Source organism: Pseudomonas graminis, assembly GCF_013201545.1.
Taxonomy (GTDB): Bacteria; Pseudomonadota; Gammaproteobacteria; order Pseudomonadales; family Pseudomonadaceae; genus Aquipseudomonas.
Genome location: NZ_CP053746.1, coordinates 4,346,506 through 4,365,148, shown reverse-complemented (window position 1 = coordinate 4,365,148; position 18,643 = coordinate 4,346,506). Strand labels below are relative to the sequence as shown.

Sequence of the window (18,643 nt, the reverse complement as noted above, 5' to 3'; positions counted from 1 at the left end):
CCGAAACTGTACCTAGGTACAGGCAACGCTTGCCCGCGCAGCCTTGTCGGATGCGCCGGTGCAGAAGGCGCACCGGCACCCCCGTCAGGCGATTCCCAGGCGGGACGCCACAAACACCGCCTGCTTGGCGGTGTCGACCTCAAGCTTGCGCACGATGTTGGCCATGTGGAACTTGACCGTGCGCACACGGATGTCACAGATGCAGGCGATCTCGCTGTAGGACTTGCCGAGGGACACCCAACCCAGAATCGTGTGCTCGCGGACAGTGAGTGGCGGCTCTGCGGTGTTCTGCGACATCGCGTCCGGGTTCATGCCGCTGTGAAACGCCACCAATGCCAGTTGCAGCGTGCCTTTAATGTGCTGGATCTGGCGGTGGAAGTGCGGACTCTGCTCGCGGTTGACCAGACTCAACAACCCCATGCGCTGTTGCGGATCGTGGACGACGAAGGTGTAGCCGTCCTGCATCGAGAACTCTCGGGTGAGCTGCTCGAATGCGCCCTGCCCCTGCACGGGTTTGCGCCGGTAGGCTTCGGTCCAGTGGAAAGGCGCGACGCTTTGCACGCCGTGGGAAATGATCGGATCGACGCGGTGCAGTGCCTCGCCGCAGTATTTGCGCTGCCAGGCAATGGGGAAGCTGGACAGGAAGTTCGACAGGCCAAAGGTGCGTTTGTCGATGGTGGCGTAGGTGAACGGGCAGTCTATTTCCGAGGGCAAGTGCTCGATCAGGGTGGCCAGGTTTGGATCCTGGCCCGGCCTGACGAAAAGCGGAGCGTTGAAATGCATGATCAGCATCTTCTTTTTGTTGGCATCAGGCGGATGGGGTTCAGTGTTCCTGGCGAGAGGTTGCCAGCCCTCGCTTGACGGCCGGGCGCTGCTCGATGGTTTGCAACCAGGCGCGCACCGCCGGAAACAGCGAAATGTCCAGGTCCAGTTCTTCATACGTGCGCAGCCAGGTGAACAGCGCAATGTCGGCGATGGTGTAGCGCTGGCCGGCAATGTACTCGCGATCGGCAAGTTGACTGTTCACTACCTTGTAGAGCCGCAGCGACTCTTTACGGTAGCGGTCCAGCGCCTGGTCGTTGGCGATCGTGCTGGCATGGCGGAACCACCAGAGCTGTCCGAGCATCGGCCCCACGCTTGCGATCTGGAAACTCAGCCATTGCTGGACCTGCAGGCGTTCCGCCGGGTTCTCGCCACCCAGTGCAGCGTGCTGATCAGCCAGATAAGTCAGGATCACTGCCGATTCAAACAGCGTCACGCCGTTGGCGCGATCGATCAGGACCGGGATTTTTCCGTTCGGGTTGAGGGCCAGGAAGTCAGGGGCTTTCTGCTCGCCCTTGTTCAGATCGACAGGGGTCAGGGTGTAGTCGAGGCCGAGTTCTTCGAGGGCGATGGGGATTTTCTGGCCGTTGGGAGTATCGGCCGTGTACAGGTGCAGCGAGGCAGTATTCATCGAAGGTTCCGTCCTTGTGGTTGCATTTGCAATGAGTCTGCATTATTCCTTTAGCACCCCGCAAGACAGTCACAGGAGTTTCATCTTCATGGATAGCCTTCGTTTACAGCGCACCGCCAGGACCGAATCGGCGGCTCAGGCGTGCATCGAGTGCATTGAGCACAGCCACCTGTCGGGAGTGGTCACCCAGAGTTCTCCGCTCTTTACCGTTGTCGATCTGATCAAGCGCCTTGAAAGCGATCAGCGCACCCGCGGCCAATTCTGGAAGGTCAACGACCGTGCCCACGAGCCATCCACCGGCACGGCGATCAGTGCGTGGCCGTTGTGGTTCAGCGAACCGACGCGCAACGATGAGCGGCCGTTGTTCTACATGACTCAGTCAGCCACCTCCGCGCACCTCTCGATGCTCACGTCCCAGACCGGGCAGCGAGGCATTGTTCTCAATGACATTGAGTCTTCCCCGTCGCGCTGGGCAAAAGGTGCTCACCCGTGGTTGCCGTTGTGGCTGGCCTCCAATCGGCACTGCATCCCTTTCGACCCCGCCAGTGGCGATGAAGCCAGGGCAATACTTATCGGTGCGCTTGACGAACTCTATGTGCAAGGGGCGCCCGGCTTCTGCTACATGACGCTGCACGATGAAAGCGGTGATGGGCTGGCGTGTGATCGGACCCAGGCGTTTATGGGGATGTACCGGTTGGACAACCCGACCCCCGTGGCACCGCAGGTTCGGTTGCTTGGCGCAGGACTCATGCTGCGGGAGGTGCAAGCCGCCGCGCAGATCCTGCACGATGACTGGGGCATCGCCGCCGAAGTGTGGAGCTGCCCCAGCTACACCAAACTGGCGCGGGACGCAGAACGCCAGTCCCGGCATAAACGCCTTCTGCGCGGCGAGGCACCGAGGACCAGCCATCTGCAGGACTGCCTCGGCAGCTCGCAGACCCCGGTGGTTGCCGTGACCGGGTACGCAGAGTTCGTCGCGGCACAACTGGCGGCCCATGTGCGGGGGCCGTTCACCGCGCTGGGTGCCGACAGCCTGGAACCCCATCAACGCCTGGACCGGCACTGGATCGCGATGACGGCCCTGCGCGAGCTGGCGAATCTCGAGCAGATCAGCACTGCGCTTGTCAGCCAGGCGCTGGACCGCTATCGGCTGGTCTGAGAGATTTTTCGGGATTGGCGGGCGTTGCGGCTGGCATTTTCCAGCGCGTCCGCAAACAGGCGTTTCTGATCGTCATCGAACTCCACCAGAAACAGTTCCTCGACGGCCTGCTTGTAGACCTGCCAGATCCGTTTGCGCAGGGTCCGGCCGGCGTCGGTGATCCGGGCGATGGCGCCGCGCCCGTCCTCGAGGGACTTCTCCCGGGTGACCAATCCTTCCTTCTCCAGACGGTCAACCAGCCGGGTGAGGTTGTAGCGTTCGATGGCCATGACGTCAGCGAGTTCGTGCATCCTCCGGGCGCCGTCCTGCCCGCTTTCGATACCCCAGAGCGCGTCATACCAGTCGTACGGCGGCAGCTGTTCTTCCGCCAGCCGCCGCTCGATTTCCTTGATCAGGCAGCGGTGCGCCCGAATGAAGTTGTACCAGAGGTCTGGCGATGGGGTGGCCATGGTATCTCCAAATCCTAGGGTTGATTGCAGTTGCAATCATAGCGGCAATGACGCTAGATTCAATTGCAATTGCAACGATGAGCGGGTTGAACAACGGCCCGCTGATGCCATTTTCAGGAGATGTAATGATGGAACAGAGCTACCTGCTTCGCGACGAGGATCCACAAGAAACCCGCGAATGGATTGACTCGATCGCATCCGTCGTCGAGGCAGAAGGCCGCCCCAGGGCCCACTTCCTGATCGACCAATTGCTCGATTTTGACGTTTCTGTTCATGGTGACTTCCATGGACGCGTCACCACGCCGTACGTGAACACCATTCCCCCCGAGCGCGAGTTGCCTTACCCGGGCGACCTCGGCATCGAAAAGCGCCTCAACGCCTTTATCCGCTGGAACGCCCTGACCATGGTCCTGCGGGCCGGCAAGCATTCCGGCGTGGGTGGCCATATCGCCACGTACGCATCGGCGGCAGTGCTCTACGACGTGGGCTTCGATCATTTTTTCCGCGGCCGGACAGACACCTTCGCCGGCGATCTGGTGTATATCCAGGGTCACTCGGCGCCGGGGATCTACGGCCGGGCCTTTACCGAGGGCCGTCTCACCGAGGCGCAGCTCGATAACTTCCGCCGGGAAACCGATCGCGACGGTGTGTCGTCCTATCCCCACCCCCGCCTGATGCCCGACTTCTGGCAATTCCCGACCGTGTCCATGGGCCTGGGCCCGATCACGGCCGCCTACCAGGCGCGCTTCATGCGTTATCTGGAAAACCGTGGCCTCAAGGAGCATCAGGGCCGCAAGGTCTGGGCGTTTCTGGGCGACGGCGAAATGGACCAGCCGGAATCCCTGGCCGCCATTTCCCTCGCCGGGCGCGAAAAGCTCGACAACATCATTTTCGTCGTCAACTGCAACCTGCAACGCCTTGACGGGCCGGTGCGCGGGAACAGCAAAGTCATCCAGGAATTTGAAAGCCTGTACCGGGCCGCCGGCTGGAACGTGATCAAGGTGATCTGGGGGGGTGGCTGGGACGAACTGCTGGCCAAGGACAAATCGGGCCTGTTGCGCCAGCGCATGATGGAATGCGTCGACGGCGAGTACCAGACGTACAAGTCCCAGAACGGCGCTTATGTGCGCGAGCACTTCTTCGGCAAATACCCCGAGCTTCTGGAATTGGTCAGCGACATGACCGACGACCAGATCTGGAAACTCACCCGTGGCGGCCACGACCCGGTCAAGGTCTACAACGCCTACGCCGCGGCATCTCGCAAGACCGGTCGGCCCACGGTGATCCTCGCCAAAACGGTGAAGGGCTTCGGCATGGGCGAAGCGGGCGAAGGCCAGAACATCAACCATCAACTGAAGAAAATGGGCGGCGACGCGGTCAAGGCATTCCGCGACCGTTTCGGGCTTGAGCTGAGCGATGACCTGCTGGGCGAAATGCCTTACCTGCGACCGGATGAAGACAGCGTCGAAGCCCGGTATCTTCGCGCCCGACGCGCGAGCCTCGGAGGCCAGATTCCCGCCCGGCACGCCGAGGTCGAGCCGTTGCAGATCCCGCCGTTGGCGGCGCTGGAGGTGCAGCTGAAAAGCACCGGTGACCGTGCGATCTCCACCACCATGGCCTTCGTGCGGATCCTCGCCACGCTGCTGAAAGACCCGAACATCGGCAAGCTCATCGTCCCCATCGTGCCTGACGAGTCGCGCACCTTCGGCATGGAAAACCTGTTCCGCCAGATCGGCATTCATTCCCACGTCGGCCAGCTCTACACGCCGCAGGATGCCGGCACGCTGTCCTACTACAAGGAAAGCACTGACGGGCAAATCATGCAGGAAGGTCTGAACGAGTCCGGGGCGACGTCATCCTGGATCGCGGCCAGTACCTCCTACGCCAACCATGGCGTAATGACCCTGCCGTTCTACATCTTCTATTCGATGTTCGGCTTCCAGCGGGTCGGTGATCTGCTCTGGGCCGCAGGGGACGCGCGGGCTCGAGGCTTTTTGCTCGGCGCAACCTCCGGGCGTACCACCCTGATGGGTGAAGGCCTGCAGCACGACGACGGTCACAGCCACGTGATGTCGGCCACCGTGCCGTGCTGCGTTTCCTACGACCCGACGTATGCCTACGAATTGGCGGTCATCGTCCACGACGGCATGCGCCGCATGTACGTCGATCAGGAGGACATCTACTACTACATCACCCTGCTCAACGAGAACTACCCGCACCCCGAACTGCCCGAAGGCGCCGAACAAGGCATTCTCAAGGGCCTGTATCGACTGCCGATCGAACGCGAGGCCCAGCCCGGTCGCCACGTTCAGCTGATGGGCAGTGGCTCGATCCTCCCCGAAGTCATCGCAGCGGCGGAGATCCTCGCCAGCGAGTACCAAGTGAGCAGCGACGTCTGGTCGGCAACCAGCCTCACCGAGGTCCGCCGTGAGGCGCAGCAGGTCGAACGCTGGAACCTGCTGCATCCGCTGGAAGAGCCGAAAGTGCCGTATCTGACCGAGGTGCTCGAAGGGCACCCTGGCCCGGTGGTGGTCGCGACGGACTACATGAAAATCCACGCTGACCAGATCCGTCCGTGGATCGGCAATCGTCGCTTCGTCGCGCTGGGCACCGATGGTTTCGGGCAGTCGGACACCCGCGAAGCGCTGCGCCGGCACTTCGAAGTGGACCGTCAGTTTGTCGTGCTGGCAGCGCTGAAAGCCCTGGCTGACGAGGGTGCAATCGACCGGCAAGTGGTGGCCCGCGCGCTGGCCGAGATGCAGATTGACGTTGAGAAAGTCGATCCGATTACCGTCTGATTCGACACCGCGATAGACAAAGAGCCAGGCCATCCGCCTGGCTTTTCGTCGCATGCACAGGCCGCCTCCTTGACCCCGTGCATCAGTCAGCCCGGCCTTGAATAAGTCGACCTCAGCTGACCTTGATCACCACCTTGCCAAACGGCCCCCGAGCCAGATGTTCGTATGCCTCACGGGCCTGCTCGAACGCGTAAACATGGTCGATGACCGGACGAATGTGGTGGGTGTCGAGGAAAGCATTCATACGATCGAACGAAGAACGTGGTGCCACGGCAATCCCGCGAAGGGTGGTCTGACGGAAGATCAGCGGCATCAGGTTCAGCGCGGTGGTTTGCCCGGTCAGGAAACCGATCTGGGCAATTTTGCCACCCACTTTTGTCGCCTGAACGGACGCGTTGACGCCCTCCCCGCCAGCCACCTCCAGCAGCAGGTCCACGCCTTTGCCGTCGGTGAGTTTCAGCACTTCCGCCGCCCAGTCCGGGGTCTTGCGGTAGTTCACGCCCGCCATTGCGCCGAGCTTGATCACGGCGTCCAGATTGTCGTCGCGGCTGGAAGTGATGATGACCTTGGCGCCCAGTGCCATGGCGATCTGTGCGGCGAAGATCGACACGCCGCCGGTGCCTTGCACCAACACCATCTGGCCAGGCTCGATCTGGCCGTAATCCACCAGCGAGTACCAGGCGGTCAACGCGGCGATAGGCAGGGTCGACGCCTCTTCGTCGGTCATGTCATCCGGCGCACGCACCGCGCTGTCTTCGTGAATGATCATGAATTCCGCCAGCCCGCCGGGCAGTGGCGAGCCGAAGCAGTAGTCGGGTTCGTCGGAGGCGGGCATGCCGTCGAGCCACCGTGAGTACAGGTGCGAGTTGACCCGGTCGCCGACCGCAAAGCGACTGACGCCCTCGCCCACGGCGACCACTGTGCCGGCGGCGTCGCTCACCGGAATCAGTGGCTTGGGCACCCTGTGCGGTTCATAGATTCCGTCAACGATGGCTTTGTCGCGGAAGTTCAGGGACACCGCGCCCACCTTGACCAGCAGCTCGCCGGCCTTGGGGGTCGGGGTTGCGGTTTCGCCCAGTTGCAGGTTGTCGAGGCCGAAATCTTTCAGAAGCCAGGCTTTCATCGCGTATCTCCGTTGAAGTGTTTACCAGAAGGCCGGGGTCGGCCGTCAGTGTGGGGGCATTGTTTCTGTTATGAGCGGAGGGATAAATGCCCGGCAACGCACAGGATTGTTATCCTGATGCGCAACAATCATCGCGATTTCCAAGGAGCGAACCGATGGACCTTTTGCAGTCGATGCAGGTGTTTGCGAGGCTGGCTGAGCTCGGCAGCTTCACCAAAGTGGCCGAAGCGACCCAGTTGGGCCGCCCGCACATCACGCGATCGATCCAGACGCTGGAGGCTTCCCTCGGCGTGCGCCTGTTTCAGCGCACCACGCGCACGGTGAAGCTGACGGCCGAAGGCGAGCAATTTTACGAACGGGTCAAAGGCATCCTCGCTGACATCTCGGACACCACGTCGATGTTCGACCGCAGCGGCGTCACCCTGCAAGGGCGACTTCGGGTGGACATCCCCACGGCGTTCTCCCAACGCAGCTTCATCGAAAGCCTGAAGGGATTCACTGGCGCTTTTCCCGCCATCGAACTGGTGGTGGGCGTCACCGATCGAGCGGTGGATCTGGTGGCTGAGGGCGTTGATTGTGTGTTGCGGATCGGCGAGCTGCGCGATTCAAGCATGGTCGCCCGGCAGATCGGCACAGTGGAAATGGTCACTTGCGCGGCGCCTTCCTACCTCGACACATGGGGTGAGCCCATGACGCTCGGCGATCTGGTCCAGCATCAGGGCGTCGATTTTCTCTCGGGCCAAAGCAACCGGCCCCTGCCCTGGTATTTTCAGGACGACGGAGAGGACCAGCCTTACCCGAGTCGCGGGGCCATTACGGTCAACGAGTCCAACGCCTATGTTCACTGCGGGCTGGCAGGGTTCGGCATCATTCAGGCGCCCGGCATCACCGTGGATGCGTTTCTCGCCAGCGGCGAACTGATCGAAGTGCTGCAGCCTTTTCGCCCGGCCCGGCGCAAGGTCTCAGTGCTCTATCCCAGCCGGACGCACCTTGCGCCCCAGGTCCATGCCTTTGCCGACTGGCTGCGTGAACACTTCCCTGCGTTGCATCCCAAATGGTTCAAGGCTGACTGACACAACCGACACACCGGGTACGCCGTCGGGCGTGGCCTTGGGTTCATGGCCGAGCGGTAAGGGTCGAGGGAGAGAACGACTAAGACGCCTTCGACGTGTTCAAGTTGAACAACGTCGCCGCTGTCCCTCTTCGGTAGTCGGTCGGCGTCTGGTTCATCTCGTAACGGAAGTGTCGATTGAAGTTCGACAGGTTGATGTAACCCACTTCAAAGCAGACATCAGCGATGGACATCTGTGTCTGCAGCAACAACCGGCAGGCCTTCTGGATGCGCAGCTTGCGCATCAGGTCGATAAACCCGTGACCCGTCGCGCGCTTGAAGAACCGTGAGAACCCCGGTTCGCTCATGTGCAGTCGCTCGGCAATCACTGACAGCCTGATATCCCCCGTGAGCTCCCGTTGCAGGTAGTCGAACGCCCGGTGAACGCGCTCGGCGCTCTTGGCATCCAGGGTCGGCGCGTAGCACGAACTCGCCAGCGTGCGGGCTTCACGGGTAGGCACTGTGTTCAGGGTGCTGAGCAGCTCAAGAAACAGCAGCAAGCGCTGTAACCCGTTCGCCGAGCCTATGCGTTCAAGCAGGTCGGCAGCCCGCAGTGCGGTTTCGCCGGTGAATTCCAGCCCACGGCGGGCGCGATCAAACAAGCCCTGCAGTTCACCCAGCTCAGGCATCGTCTCGCGCAGCGCCAGCAAGGTGGCACCGTCGAACTGAAGCACGACGTCACGGCCTTCCAGGTATTCACCCGGCGCCAGATCGCCCATCCAGTCATGGGGCAAGTCGGGGCCGATCAGCGCAACGTGCCCAGGGCCGAAGGCACCAATGTAATCGCCAGCCACCAGCTTGCCGCTGCCTTTGCGGATCAGATGAATCTCGTATTCAGGATGGTGATTCCAGCGCGCGAGCGCATAGGGATAGTCGTGCTCGTACCAACGGAAACTCTGCTGGGGTGCTGGCAGGATGATCTCCAGCTCCGCAGGCAATTGCTCGAATAAGTCGGTCCGGCTTGCAGGCATGGTCTGCCCCTTTTTTGTCGTTGTTGGCGCATGCATCGACGCACCATACGCCCATTGCATCGCCCTGCTCCACCTCGCCTGTCGCTGCGCGCTGATACTTTTTTAGCCGGGCGCAGGGCCGGGCTGCGCGGTTAAAAAAGCATCAGTGGCCCATCCTCAGCGTGTTTGTTGCAGGGCGTGCAAGCTGCTGTAATCGACTCGCCACTGCCCGGAGTCACTCGTGGGATGGCAGTGGTTAACAACAATAACGATTCCGCGCCACCGGCGTGGAGTGGAGATCACCATGAAGATCACCCATCACGCGCTGCTGCTGGCTGCCGGCCTGTCTCTGGCTGGGGTCAGTCATGCTGCCGAGACCATCACCATCGCGACGGTCAATAACAACGACATGATCCGCATGCAGCGGCTCTCCAGGGTGTTCGAAGAGCAGCACCCCGACATCAAACTCAACTGGGTGGTGCTCGAAGAGAACGTCCTGCGCCAACGGCTGACGACTGACATCGCGACCCAGGGCGGCCAGTTCGATGTGTTGACCATCGGCACCTACGAGACGCCATTGTGGGGCGCAAAAAACTGGTTGGAGCCGATGAAGGACCTGCCCGCCAGCTACGACCTCGACGACATCATCCCCTCCGTGCGCCAGGGCCTGTCGGTCAACGACACGCTGTATGCGTTGCCCTTCTACGGCGAGAGCACGGTGACCTACTACCGGACCGACCTGTTCAAGCAAGCCGGGCTGAGCATGCCCGAGCACCCGACCTGGACCCAACTCGGGGCGTTTGCCGCCAAACTGCATCACCCGGATCAGGGTCAGTACGGCATGTGCCTGCGAGGCAAGGCCGGCTGGGGCGAGAACATGGCCTTGCTGACAACGATGGCCAACGCCTTCGGCGCCCGCTGGTTCGACGAGCAATGGCGCCCCGAGCTGACCAGCCCCGAGTGGAAGGCCGCTGCCGATTTCTACGTCAACACGCTGAAAAACTACGGGCCGCCCGGCGTCTCCAGTAACGGTTTCAACGAAACCCTCGCCCTGTTCAACAGCGGCAAATGCGCGATCTGGGTCGACGCCAGCGTGGCGGGCTCGTTCACCACCGACAAGGAACAGAGCCGTGTCGTGGACAGCGTGGGCTTCGCGCCAGCACCCGTTGAAGTGACCGACAAGGGTTCGTCCTGGCTGTACGCCTGGTCTCTGGCAATCCCGGCGACCTCCAGACACAAAGACGCCGCCAAGGCCTTCACCACCTGGGCCACCTCCAAGGAATACATCCAGCTGGTGGCGCAGAAAGACGGCATCACCAACGTGCCGCCTGGCACCCGCACCTCCACCTACAGCGATGCCTACCTCCAGGCTGCGCCGTTCGCCAAAGTGACGCTGGAGATGATGAAGCACGCCGATCCGACGCACCCGTCGGCCAAGCCTGTGCCCTATGTTGGCATTCAGTACGTGACCATCCCGGAATTCCAGGCCATCGGCACGTCGGTGGGCAAGCTCTTCTCCGCCGCACTCACCGGCCAGACCTCCGTCGAGCAGGCACTGGCTGCCGCGCAGTCGACGACGGAGCGGGAGATGAAGCGCGCCGGCTACCCAAAGAAATAAACCCACCGCCGACGGACGTCGGCCGGTTCTCACCGCATGACGGATGACTCTTTTTATGAAACGACTCGAAGGTAAAAGCGCACTGATCACCGGCTCGGCGCGAGGTATCGGGCGGGCCTACGCCGAAGCCTACATTCGCGAGGGCGCGACGGTCGCCATCGCAGACATCAACCTGGAGCGCGCGACCCAGACCGCCACCGAACTAGGGGCCAGTGCCTACGCAGTGAGGATGGATGTCACCGATCAAACGTCCATCGACGCGGCCATGGCGGCCGTCGTTGCCACCACCGGCAAGCTGGATATTTTGATCAACAACGCCGCGCTGTTTGATCTCGCGCCCATTACGGACATCACCCGCGAGAGCTACGAGCGCCTGTTCTCCATCAATGTAGCTGGCACGTTGTTCACCCTCCAGGCGGCGGCGAAGCAGATGATCGCCCAGGGTCATGGCGGCAAGATCATCAACATGGCGAGCCAGGCCGGGCGGCGCGGCGAGGCACTGGTGGGCGTCTACTGCGCGACCAAGGCCGCGGTCATCAGCCTGACCCAGTCCGCCGGGTTGAACCTGATCAAACACCGGATCAACGTCAACGCGATCGCACCGGGCGTCGTTGATGGCGAGCATTGGGACGGCGTCGACGCGCTGTTTGCCAGACACGAGAACCGGCCGCTGGGGGAGAAGAAAAGGCTCGTTGGCGAAGAAGTGCCCTACGGTCGCATGGGCACCGCCGAGGACCTGACCGGCATGGCGATCTTTCTCGCGTCAGCGGAAAGCGATTATGTCGTCGCCCAGACCTACAACGTCGACGGTGGCAACTGGATGAGCTGAGGCCTGGAAAAACGTGGGTCGCTGATCCATCGCATCAGCCAGTGGGAATGGCTCGCCCCGCTGATGGCCGCACACGGGACTAACCGGATTGAGCTAACCGCCGTATGATCCCCGTTCAATGAATAGCGGCCCAGGCGACCTAGACATCAACGACTCAACAATTCCCTCAACAGCCAACCCTCCGAACGTAGACCCCGACATGCGCTTCGAGTGCGTCGGCTGCGGCGCGTGCTGCCGCGGCCGCTTCGTCCCCTTGACCCTGAGTGAAGCAGTGACCTGGCTAAAACGCGGCCATTCTGTCGGGGTTTTGCTTGAGGCGTTCGATGAGTCGCTCTGGCCGGTTGGATCGGCCGAGTACGCCTACAACGCCGGGCGATCCGCGCCGGTCCCTGGCGGTTCGGGCACCCTGCGGGTAACGGTGATTCTGGCGGCCAACGCGATCCCTGAATGCCCGAACCTTCAAAAGGACGGCCTCTGTTCGGTGTACCTGGAGCGTCCGCTGGTGTGCCGGATCTACCCGATGGAGATCAGTCCTTTCATTGAGCTGAAACCTCAAGCCAAGGACTGCCCGCCGGAAAGCTGGCAGCAGGGCAGCCTGCTGGCGTCGGATCAGGGATTGGCGATGCTGGTCCAGCAATCGCGCCAGTCCGACCGCGAGGATGCCCGGCGCAAGGTGGCGGTATGCGAAAGCCTTGGTTTGACCGTCGCCGGCTGGAAAGGCAACGGCCTGGTCATTCACCAGCCTTCGGTCGAGACCTTGCTTGCTGCGTGCGAAGGTGCCGAAGTCAATGCTGGCGCTGCTGCGCAGCCTTGGCAGATCAAGGCAGAGGACCCCGCGTTGAGGGATTATCTCCACACCCAGTCCGTGCCCCTGGCTGACTCACCGACCGACGATTACATCTTCCACCCACTACCCCGCTGAACGGCCGCCGCTGAACCGCTTGTCGCTTGCCGTTTCAGCCTATCACCCGCGCATACACCGACCGATCCACATTCCCGCCAGACAGAATGACCCCGACCTTCTTCCCTGCCATGGCCTGGCGTTCCTGAATGAGCGCCGCCAGTGCAGCGGCGCCTGCACCCTCCACGAGGTTGTGGGTGTCGGTGTAATAGACGCGCATGGCCTCGGCGATTTCTTCCTCGCTGACAGCAACGATGCGCTCTGCACCTGCTCGATAGATCGCGAAGGCGGCAGGAATGGGCTGGCGCACGGCAAGGCCGTCGGCAAAGGTATTCGCCGATGGGGTCTGCAAAAGGGTGCCTTCTTCGAACGACCACTTCGCAGCCGCTGCTTCGGTGGACACCACGCCGACTACCTTGGTCTGCAGGCCCAACGCGTCGCGGGCCGCAATGACGCCGCAAATCCCCGACCCGCAGCCGATCGGCACGTAAACCGTGTCCAGATCCGGCGCAGCCATGAACAACTCCAGCGCATACGTGGCCACGCCCTTGAGTAACTCGATGTGGAAAGGCGGGACCAGATAGTGCCCATGCACGTCGGCCAGCCGCGCGGCCTCTTCCCGGGCTTCGTCGAAATCCCGGCCGCATTCGATCACGGTGCCGCCGAGGGCGCGCATGGCGTTGTTCTTTTCCGGCGAATTGCCTTCCGGCACTACGATCGACGCACTCAAGCCCAATGCCGTGGCGGCCAGCGCCAGGCTCTGACCATGATTGCCACGGGTCGCGGTGACGATGCCTTTGACGGCCGGGTAAGTGCGCTTGAGCCAGTGCATGAAGGTAATCCCGCCGCGCACTTTGAAGGCGCCGGTGGGCGTGTGGTTTTCATGTTTGACCCAGACCGTGGTGTTTAGCCGCTCGGCCAGTAACGGCCAGGCATATTGAGCGGTCGGCGGCATGACCGCATACACTTGGCGAGCGGCCTGTTCGATATCGTCGCGTGTCAGTCCGTGCATGGGCGTCTCCTTGAAAATGTGGCCCAGTCTAGGTACAGCCCCGCCGCGCCGGCTTTCAAAAAACTGACCTGACTTTTTGCCGCGCACTTCATTAGTATCAATGCCATGAACCCGACAACACGCCCGCCTCGCCCGCCCCCGCCTGAACCGGTTCGCCGTGTCGAGGCAGGCCCGTGGATGATCGAATTGCTCCCCGCCGCCGGTTACGCCACCCGTTACGTGGCGGCTCAGGCGGCGATTGGTTTCGCCTTCGAAAGCCAGCGCGGCCTGCACGCCATTGGCAGCGATCGGGTGCAACCTTTCGATGCGCTGCCCAACGGCCTCGCGTTCGTGCCCGCCGGTTGCGACGTGTTGTCGGAGTCGCCCACGGGTGGTGAATACCTGCGGCTGCTGCGCACGGACGAGCTTGCGCTGACGGGCGACCAAGCCTTTAACAACCGCATCGATGCACAGGCGATCCCTCTGGCGATGAAGATGCGCGCCGCGTTGCTGCAGTCCTCGCCTGCGGACGACTGGGAGGGCTGGGCGCTGGCGCTGGCTGAACGGGTCGCTGACCGAAGCCCCCACGACACGCCGCTGCAAGGCTCGATCAACGGCAGCCGGATGCGCAGGCTGGATGAGTTCATCGACGCAGGCATCGACGGGCCGCTGGGGGTGCACGCCATGGCGGACATGCTGGGGTTGTCCGAGGGGTATTTCATTCGGGCCTTCAAAAACACCACAGGCAAAAGTCCGCACAGTTACCTGATCGACAGGCGCGTGGCCAAGGCACGGACCCTGATGCGCGACTCAAATGCGAGACTGGCAGAGATCGCCCCTGCCTGCGGCTTCAGCTCCCAGGCCCATATGGCGACCGCCTTCCGGCTCCGTTTGGGCACGAGCCCGGCGAAACTGCGCAGTCAGTGGGGGTGATGACTTGTTTCCCAGTCACCAGCCGTGCCGCTGAAGAACCGCACTGACAACGGGATGGCGGTCAACCGTCTCTAAAGACGAGTGAAATCCGGGCCGAGCCCTCTGCAAATGATCCCGCGCCCCGCTCCACTGGCTGACTACGACAGCAAGCATTTCAACCGCGCCAGGTGCCTGTGGGTGCCAGGCCACCGGGTTGTCAAACACATCGCTGAAAACCTCCCACTGACTGTGCAATTTGCGCCGGGCGCCTGCGACCAAGCGATCCAGTTGATCGGGATCGGCGTCAGGCAGCCACCGTTCCGGGTAGTCGATCAGGCCAATGGAGGCATAGCAGTTGGTGGTGATGTACGCTAGCGCACGGAGTTGTTGGGCACGTTCAAGAACGTCGTGAGCCAAAAGGCCGGACAGCGGAAATGCCAGGCCCAGATGGGTGAGGATGGCCGCGCTCTCCGTCAGCACGCCACCACCGGGGATGACCAGGGTCGGCACCTGCATCAGCGGATTCAAGCGTCTCAACTCGTCCTGCCCGGCGCCCGCTTCCCACGAACAGGCGGGGACCAGGCGGTATTCGGCGCCACACAGGGTAAGTGCCATCTCGATGGCGGCCGAGCCGGATCTCTCGGCCCCAAATAAGGTGAACATGTTTTCCCCTCTGTCGTCAGGCTTTATGGCCATGCCGGCGCTGCCATTCATCAACCACATCGCCCAGGGTCTTGCGGGTGTCGTTGCGTATCCAGGCCATGAAGTCGCGGTCGAATTTAAAGGCCGGTCCGCACTGCCCGGTCATGAAGCGGCGCACGTTCTGGGTGTTGCGGTAATCCTGAGTCACAGGGGTGTTTCGGGAAAGCGGATCGCTGTGCCAGTCGAAAGCCATGGGATAAGTCCGAAAGGGTTGTCCTACGCATTCTAGCGGCGAAACCTGCGTTGCCATGACCGTCCATAAGTGCGCAGGAAGAAACCGTCACGGGATGGCAACAATCTGGTATTAAAGTGCCACCATATTCTGCCGGAAGCATCCAGTGATCCCTCGATCGTTGTCCTCGCTCCGTTTCATTCAATCGCTATTGGTATTGCTCTGCGCGGCGACCTTGCTGTTCCTGTGGGGACTGCATTACCAGCAAAAAGCCTCATCTCGCGAGGAGGCGCTGGCAGCCAAGGCGGCCGAGCATTTGAATCTGGCCACCATCGCCGCCGAAAACCTGCGTCAGTTGGTCGACAGGGCCCAGGCCATCGGCGGGGTGGCCCGCAGCGATATGCAGGCGTTGGGCGTGCAGCATCAAGGCCTGGTGCGGATGTTGGCCGAGGACCCGGTATTCAAACGCATGAGCCTGTATGCCGTCGACGGCCAGTTGATCTCTGCCAGCCACAGCGATGAGCCTGCCCAATTACCTTCTCTGTGGCTCACCCAGTTGCAGGATCACTCGGCCCGGTACGGTTTGAAGGCGCTTCTGCCCTCTTCCCTCGGCCCACAGACAACACCCCTTGGACCCAGCTGGCGTCTGCCGTTCCTCTTGCCGCTTACCGATCCGTTCACCGGCAGGCTGGATAACGTCCTCTTGATCCAACTGGACATCGGCTACCTCGCGGCCCTGTTCGAGCACATTGATCTCGGCCAGAGCGGGATGATGCGGCTGATCGATAACATCGGCCGAGAGCGAGTGCGGATCAGCAGCAGCGGCGTGGTGTTCTCCGGTGCACCGATGACGCCCGAGCTGCCGGGTGACGGCCCGGTGGCGGGAATGCTGCCTCAACATTCCCCGGCCGGCCTTTTTCAAAGCCTGTACCTGCGCGTGCCACAGCGGGGTTTCAGCGTTGTCGTGAGCCAGGCGGAGGACGAAATCCTTGCGTCCTCCCTGCTCGCCTCGCGGCAGCAATTCTGGCTGAACCTGTCCATGACCGTGCTGATTCTGGGCGCCCTGTTCTGGACGTTGCGGGTGCTGCGCAAGCGTCAGGAAGCCTTCACCGCCCTTGAAGACGCCCAGCTCATCAATCAACAACTGATCAGCCGACTGGAGGACGAACATCGCCGCAGCAGCCATGCCGCTGCGACGGATCACCTGAGTGGCCTGCACAACCGTCGCCAGTTCATGGAGCTGACCACGCAAGTACTCGCCAGACAGCGCGGCAGGCGCCGATTGCTGGCCATCCTGTTCATCGACATGGACCGCTTCAAATCAATCAACGACTCGCTGGGGCACAAGGTCGGCGACATGCTGCTGCAGGCCGTCGCGGGGCGCATCTCCCGCATGCTTGAACCCGGCGATGAAGCGGCGAGGTTCGGCGGTGACGAATTCGTCATCCTGCTGGCAGGCGAGCGCAGTGAAGAACAGATCGATGGCTGGGCGCGGGCGCTGGTCGAAAAGTTATCGGCGGTGTACTCGCTCAACGACCATGAAGTCATGACCAGCCCCAGCGTCGGCGTCAGCATCTGCCCCCGGGACGGTCAGGACGTCGAAGAGCTCATTCGCGGCGCGGACGCGGCGATGTACTCCGCCAAGCGCGCCGGTCGCGGCCAGTACCGCTTCTTTGACCCGTCGCTGAACGTCGCCGACGTCGAGGAATTCATGCTGGAACAGACCTTCAGCCATGCATTGAACCATCACCAGTTCGTTCTGCACTATCAGCCGCAGATCAGGCTCGACACCCTGCAGGTCGAGGGTTATGAAGCGCTGGTGCGGTGGCAGCATCCAGACTTCGGGCTGCTGTATCCGGACCGCTTCATTTCGATGGCTGAGCGCAACGGTTTCATCGTCGACCTCGGCTGGGAAGTGTTGCGCCTGAGCTGCGAGGACTTGATGCGCTGGCACGCCGAGGGTCGGGCGCTGAAGGTCGCCGTCAATGTTTCCGCGATCCAGCTGCATCAGGCGGACTACAGCGACAGGTTCCTGCGGGAGCTGGCAATACGGGGCATTGCCCCGCAGTTTCTGGAGGTGGAGATCACCGAAACCTGCCTGCTCGACCCTGAAGGCCTGGCCGTTGAGCACCTCCAGCGGCTGCGCCTGGCGGGCGTGCGCATCAGCCTCGATGATTTCGGCAGCGGCTACGCAGGCTTCGCGCATCTGCAACTGTTGCCGTTGAACACGCTGAAGATCGACCGCGCGTTGATCGCCCCACTCTCCAATAGCCCCGATGACAACCCGATCGTCTCCTCCACCATCATTCTGGCCAAGCGCCTGGGGCTTGAAGTGGTGGCCGAGGGCGTGGAAACCCGCGAGCAAGTCGTGTGCCTGAAGCTGGCCGGCTGTGACATCGTCCAGGGCTACCATTTCAGCCGGCCCCTCAGCGTCGCACAGTTGCAAGAGTACCCACCCTTCATGAATCTGGTAGGCGAAGCATGCGTGCAGTGAAAATTCTGGCGGCTCTGCTGGCGAGCGTGATGCTGATCGAGCCGGCGTATGGCCAATGTTCGCAGCAGAGCCTGCGCCTCGCCGTTATTCCGAAGAAAAGCATGGAGGTGCTGCTGCGCGAGCAGCGACCGCTGATAGAACACCTGCGTCGGGCGACAGGCATCCCGGTGGAGATCGTGCCCTCTTCTTCTTACGAAAGCGTGGTCGATGCCATCGTATCGGGCGGGGTGGACCTGGCCTGGCTCGGGCCGGCTTCCTACATCCTGGCGTATCAACGTGATCCGCGCATCGAACCGTTCGCCAGCCTCACCATCGCCAAAGGCTTCTTCACCCCTGCCGGCCAGCATTATCAAGCCTTGCTCGTGGCCCGCCAGGACGTGGCCGGGCAAACCGAAGGTCTGCGCGGCAAACGGGTGGCGCTCACGGACCCCGCCAGTACCTCGGGCAGCATCATCCCCAACGCGGAGTTCTCCGCTCGGATCGGCATGCCCCTGCCGCAGTTTTTCAGCTCGGTGGTGTACTCCGGCTCCCACGACAAGTCGCTGGACGCAGTGCTGGACCGCAAGGTCGAGGCCGCATTCGTGTCCAGTGTCCGCGTGGATGAATACCTCAACAGAGGCGTGATCAGCCGCGCCACCCTGAGCGTGTTGTGGCGCTCGGAGCCCATCTACTACGACCCGTTCGTCTTCCGTGGCGCGCTCTGCGCCGACATCAAGGCCAGGATCCGCGACGCGATGCTGGTGAATAACCAAGGCTTGAGCGGCTTTCTCGATTCTCAGGAAGCCTCGGGAATCGTCCCGGTCGGCCACGCGCAATACGCTCCGTTACTGCAGAAGATGCAGCAGATTGCGCCGGCGCAGTGATGGATTTCGCCGAGCGCAGACTGTTTATTCGGTAGCGCCCACCCTTCAAGCCCTGACCAGAATCGCACTCGAAATCAAATCGAAAAAATGGTCGGCCCAGCCGCGAGGGCGGGCTGAT

17 protein-coding genes are annotated in these 18,643 nt (G+C 62.1%); 9 read left to right on the top strand and 8 right to left on the bottom strand.

Going from position 1 to position 18,643, the window contains the following annotated elements; translation table 11 throughout:
* Nucleotides 1–84: 84 nt before the first annotated feature.
* Both FX982_RS19665 and FX982_RS19660 read right to left on the bottom strand, forming a co-directional pair.
* Nucleotides 85–783 carry a LuxR family transcriptional regulator gene (locus FX982_RS19665; RefSeq protein WP_254074829.1) on the bottom strand — a complete coding sequence of 233 codons (699 nt, stop codon included), beginning with the start codon at nucleotides 781–783 and terminating at the stop codon, nucleotides 85–87.
* A gap of 40 nt (nucleotides 784–823) precedes the next feature.
* A complete protein-coding gene (locus FX982_RS19660) occupies nucleotides 824–1,453 on the bottom strand; it encodes a glutathione S-transferase family protein (RefSeq protein WP_172612159.1) in 630 nt (209 codons plus the stop codon).
* Between the two features lie 88 nt (nucleotides 1,454–1,541).
* On the opposite strand from FX982_RS19660, the gene FX982_RS19655 reads away from it, so the two are divergent.
* On the top strand, nucleotides 1,542–2,612 hold the full coding sequence (locus tag FX982_RS19655; RefSeq protein WP_172612158.1) for a transketolase-like TK C-terminal-containing protein: 1,071 nt from the start codon (nucleotides 1,542–1,544) through the stop codon (nucleotides 2,610–2,612).
* Here the strand turns inward: FX982_RS19655 and FX982_RS19650 are convergent.
* Nucleotides 2,597–3,061: a MarR family winged helix-turn-helix transcriptional regulator gene (locus FX982_RS19650; RefSeq protein ID WP_172612157.1), complete on the bottom strand. Its 465-nt coding sequence runs from the start codon at nucleotides 3,059–3,061 to the stop codon at nucleotides 2,597–2,599. The two genes, FX982_RS19655 and FX982_RS19650, sit on opposite strands and share 16 nt — an antisense overlap.
* Before the next feature lie 128 nt (nucleotides 3,062–3,189).
* Between FX982_RS19650 and aceE the strand changes: the two genes are divergently transcribed.
* Nucleotides 3,190–5,859 carry a pyruvate dehydrogenase (acetyl-transferring), homodimeric type gene (aceE, locus tag FX982_RS19645; RefSeq protein WP_172613112.1) on the top strand — a complete coding sequence of 890 codons (2,670 nt, stop codon included), beginning with the start codon at nucleotides 3,190–3,192 and terminating at the stop codon, nucleotides 5,857–5,859.
* Nucleotides 5,860–5,971: 112 nt separating this feature from the next.
* On the opposite strand, the gene FX982_RS19640 is transcribed toward aceE, so the two are convergent.
* The gene (locus tag FX982_RS19640) at nucleotides 5,972–6,982 is read right to left on the bottom strand and encodes a zinc-dependent alcohol dehydrogenase family protein (RefSeq protein ID WP_172612156.1); all 1,011 of its coding nucleotides are present in this window, start codon (nucleotides 6,980–6,982) and stop codon (nucleotides 5,972–5,974) included.
* A gap of 173 nt (nucleotides 6,983–7,155) precedes the next feature.
* Here FX982_RS19640 and FX982_RS19635 point away from each other — a divergent pair, with 173 nt between their 5' ends.
* Nucleotides 7,156–8,055 (top strand): LysR family transcriptional regulator, encoded by a 900-nt coding sequence (locus FX982_RS19635; RefSeq protein ID WP_172613111.1) that lies wholly within the window; start codon nucleotides 7,156–7,158, stop codon nucleotides 8,053–8,055.
* Between the two features lie 79 nt (nucleotides 8,056–8,134).
* On the opposite strand, the gene FX982_RS19630 is transcribed toward FX982_RS19635, so the two are convergent.
* The gene (locus FX982_RS19630; RefSeq protein WP_172612155.1) at nucleotides 8,135–9,064 is read right to left on the bottom strand and encodes a helix-turn-helix domain-containing protein; all 930 of its coding nucleotides are present in this window, start codon (nucleotides 9,062–9,064) and stop codon (nucleotides 8,135–8,137) included.
* Nucleotides 9,065–9,347: 283 nt separating this feature from the next.
* On the opposite strand from FX982_RS19630, the gene FX982_RS19625 reads away from it, so the two are divergent.
* The 3 genes from FX982_RS19625 (at nucleotide 9,348) to FX982_RS19615 (ending at nucleotide 12,412) form a co-directional block, all read left to right on the top strand.
* On the top strand, nucleotides 9,348–10,661 hold the full coding sequence (locus tag FX982_RS19625) for an ABC transporter substrate-binding protein (protein ID WP_172612154.1): 1,314 nt from the start codon (nucleotides 9,348–9,350) through the stop codon (nucleotides 10,659–10,661).
* A 55-nt stretch (nucleotides 10,662–10,716) separates the two neighbouring features.
* A complete protein-coding gene (locus FX982_RS19620; RefSeq protein WP_172612153.1) occupies nucleotides 10,717–11,490 on the top strand; it encodes an L-iditol 2-dehydrogenase in 774 nt (257 codons plus the stop codon).
* 199 nt (nucleotides 11,491–11,689) lie between these two features.
* Nucleotides 11,690–12,412 carry a YkgJ family cysteine cluster protein gene (locus FX982_RS19615; RefSeq protein WP_172612152.1) on the top strand — a complete coding sequence of 241 codons (723 nt, stop codon included), beginning with the start codon at nucleotides 11,690–11,692 and terminating at the stop codon, nucleotides 12,410–12,412.
* 34 nt (nucleotides 12,413–12,446) lie between these two features.
* Here FX982_RS19615 and FX982_RS19610 read toward each other — a convergent pair whose 3' ends face one another.
* Nucleotides 12,447–13,403, bottom strand: a complete 957-nt coding sequence (locus tag FX982_RS19610) for a threonine dehydratase (RefSeq protein WP_172612151.1) — start codon at nucleotides 13,401–13,403, stop codon at nucleotides 12,447–12,449.
* Between the two features lie 105 nt (nucleotides 13,404–13,508).
* Here FX982_RS19610 and FX982_RS19605 point away from each other — a divergent pair, with 105 nt between their 5' ends.
* Nucleotides 13,509–14,315, top strand: coding sequence for an AraC family transcriptional regulator (locus FX982_RS19605; protein ID WP_172612150.1), 807 nt, complete (start codon nucleotides 13,509–13,511; stop codon nucleotides 14,313–14,315).
* A 15-nt stretch (nucleotides 14,316–14,330) separates the two neighbouring features.
* Here FX982_RS19605 and FX982_RS19600 read toward each other — a convergent pair whose 3' ends face one another.
* Nucleotides 14,331–14,957 (bottom strand): glutathione S-transferase, encoded by a 627-nt coding sequence (locus FX982_RS19600; protein WP_172612149.1) that lies wholly within the window; start codon nucleotides 14,955–14,957, stop codon nucleotides 14,331–14,333.
* Nucleotides 14,958–14,973: 16 nt separating this feature from the next.
* Nucleotides 14,974–15,189, bottom strand: coding sequence for a DUF6434 domain-containing protein (locus tag FX982_RS19595; RefSeq protein ID WP_172612148.1), 216 nt, complete (start codon nucleotides 15,187–15,189; stop codon nucleotides 14,974–14,976).
* A 145-nt stretch (nucleotides 15,190–15,334) separates the two neighbouring features.
* On the opposite strand from FX982_RS19595, the gene FX982_RS19590 reads away from it, so the two are divergent.
* Both FX982_RS19590 and FX982_RS19585 read left to right on the top strand, forming a co-directional pair.
* Complete coding sequence (locus tag FX982_RS19590; RefSeq protein WP_172612147.1) at nucleotides 15,335–17,662, top strand: putative bifunctional diguanylate cyclase/phosphodiesterase; 2,328 nt, start codon at nucleotides 15,335–15,337, stop codon at nucleotides 17,660–17,662.
* Nucleotides 17,650–18,525: a phosphate/phosphite/phosphonate ABC transporter substrate-binding protein gene (locus tag FX982_RS19585; protein ID WP_172612146.1), complete on the top strand. Its 876-nt coding sequence runs from the start codon at nucleotides 17,650–17,652 to the stop codon at nucleotides 18,523–18,525. The genes FX982_RS19590 and FX982_RS19585 overlap by 13 nt, the downstream gene beginning before the upstream one ends.
* The last annotated feature ends 118 nt before the right edge of the window (nucleotides 18,526–18,643 follow it).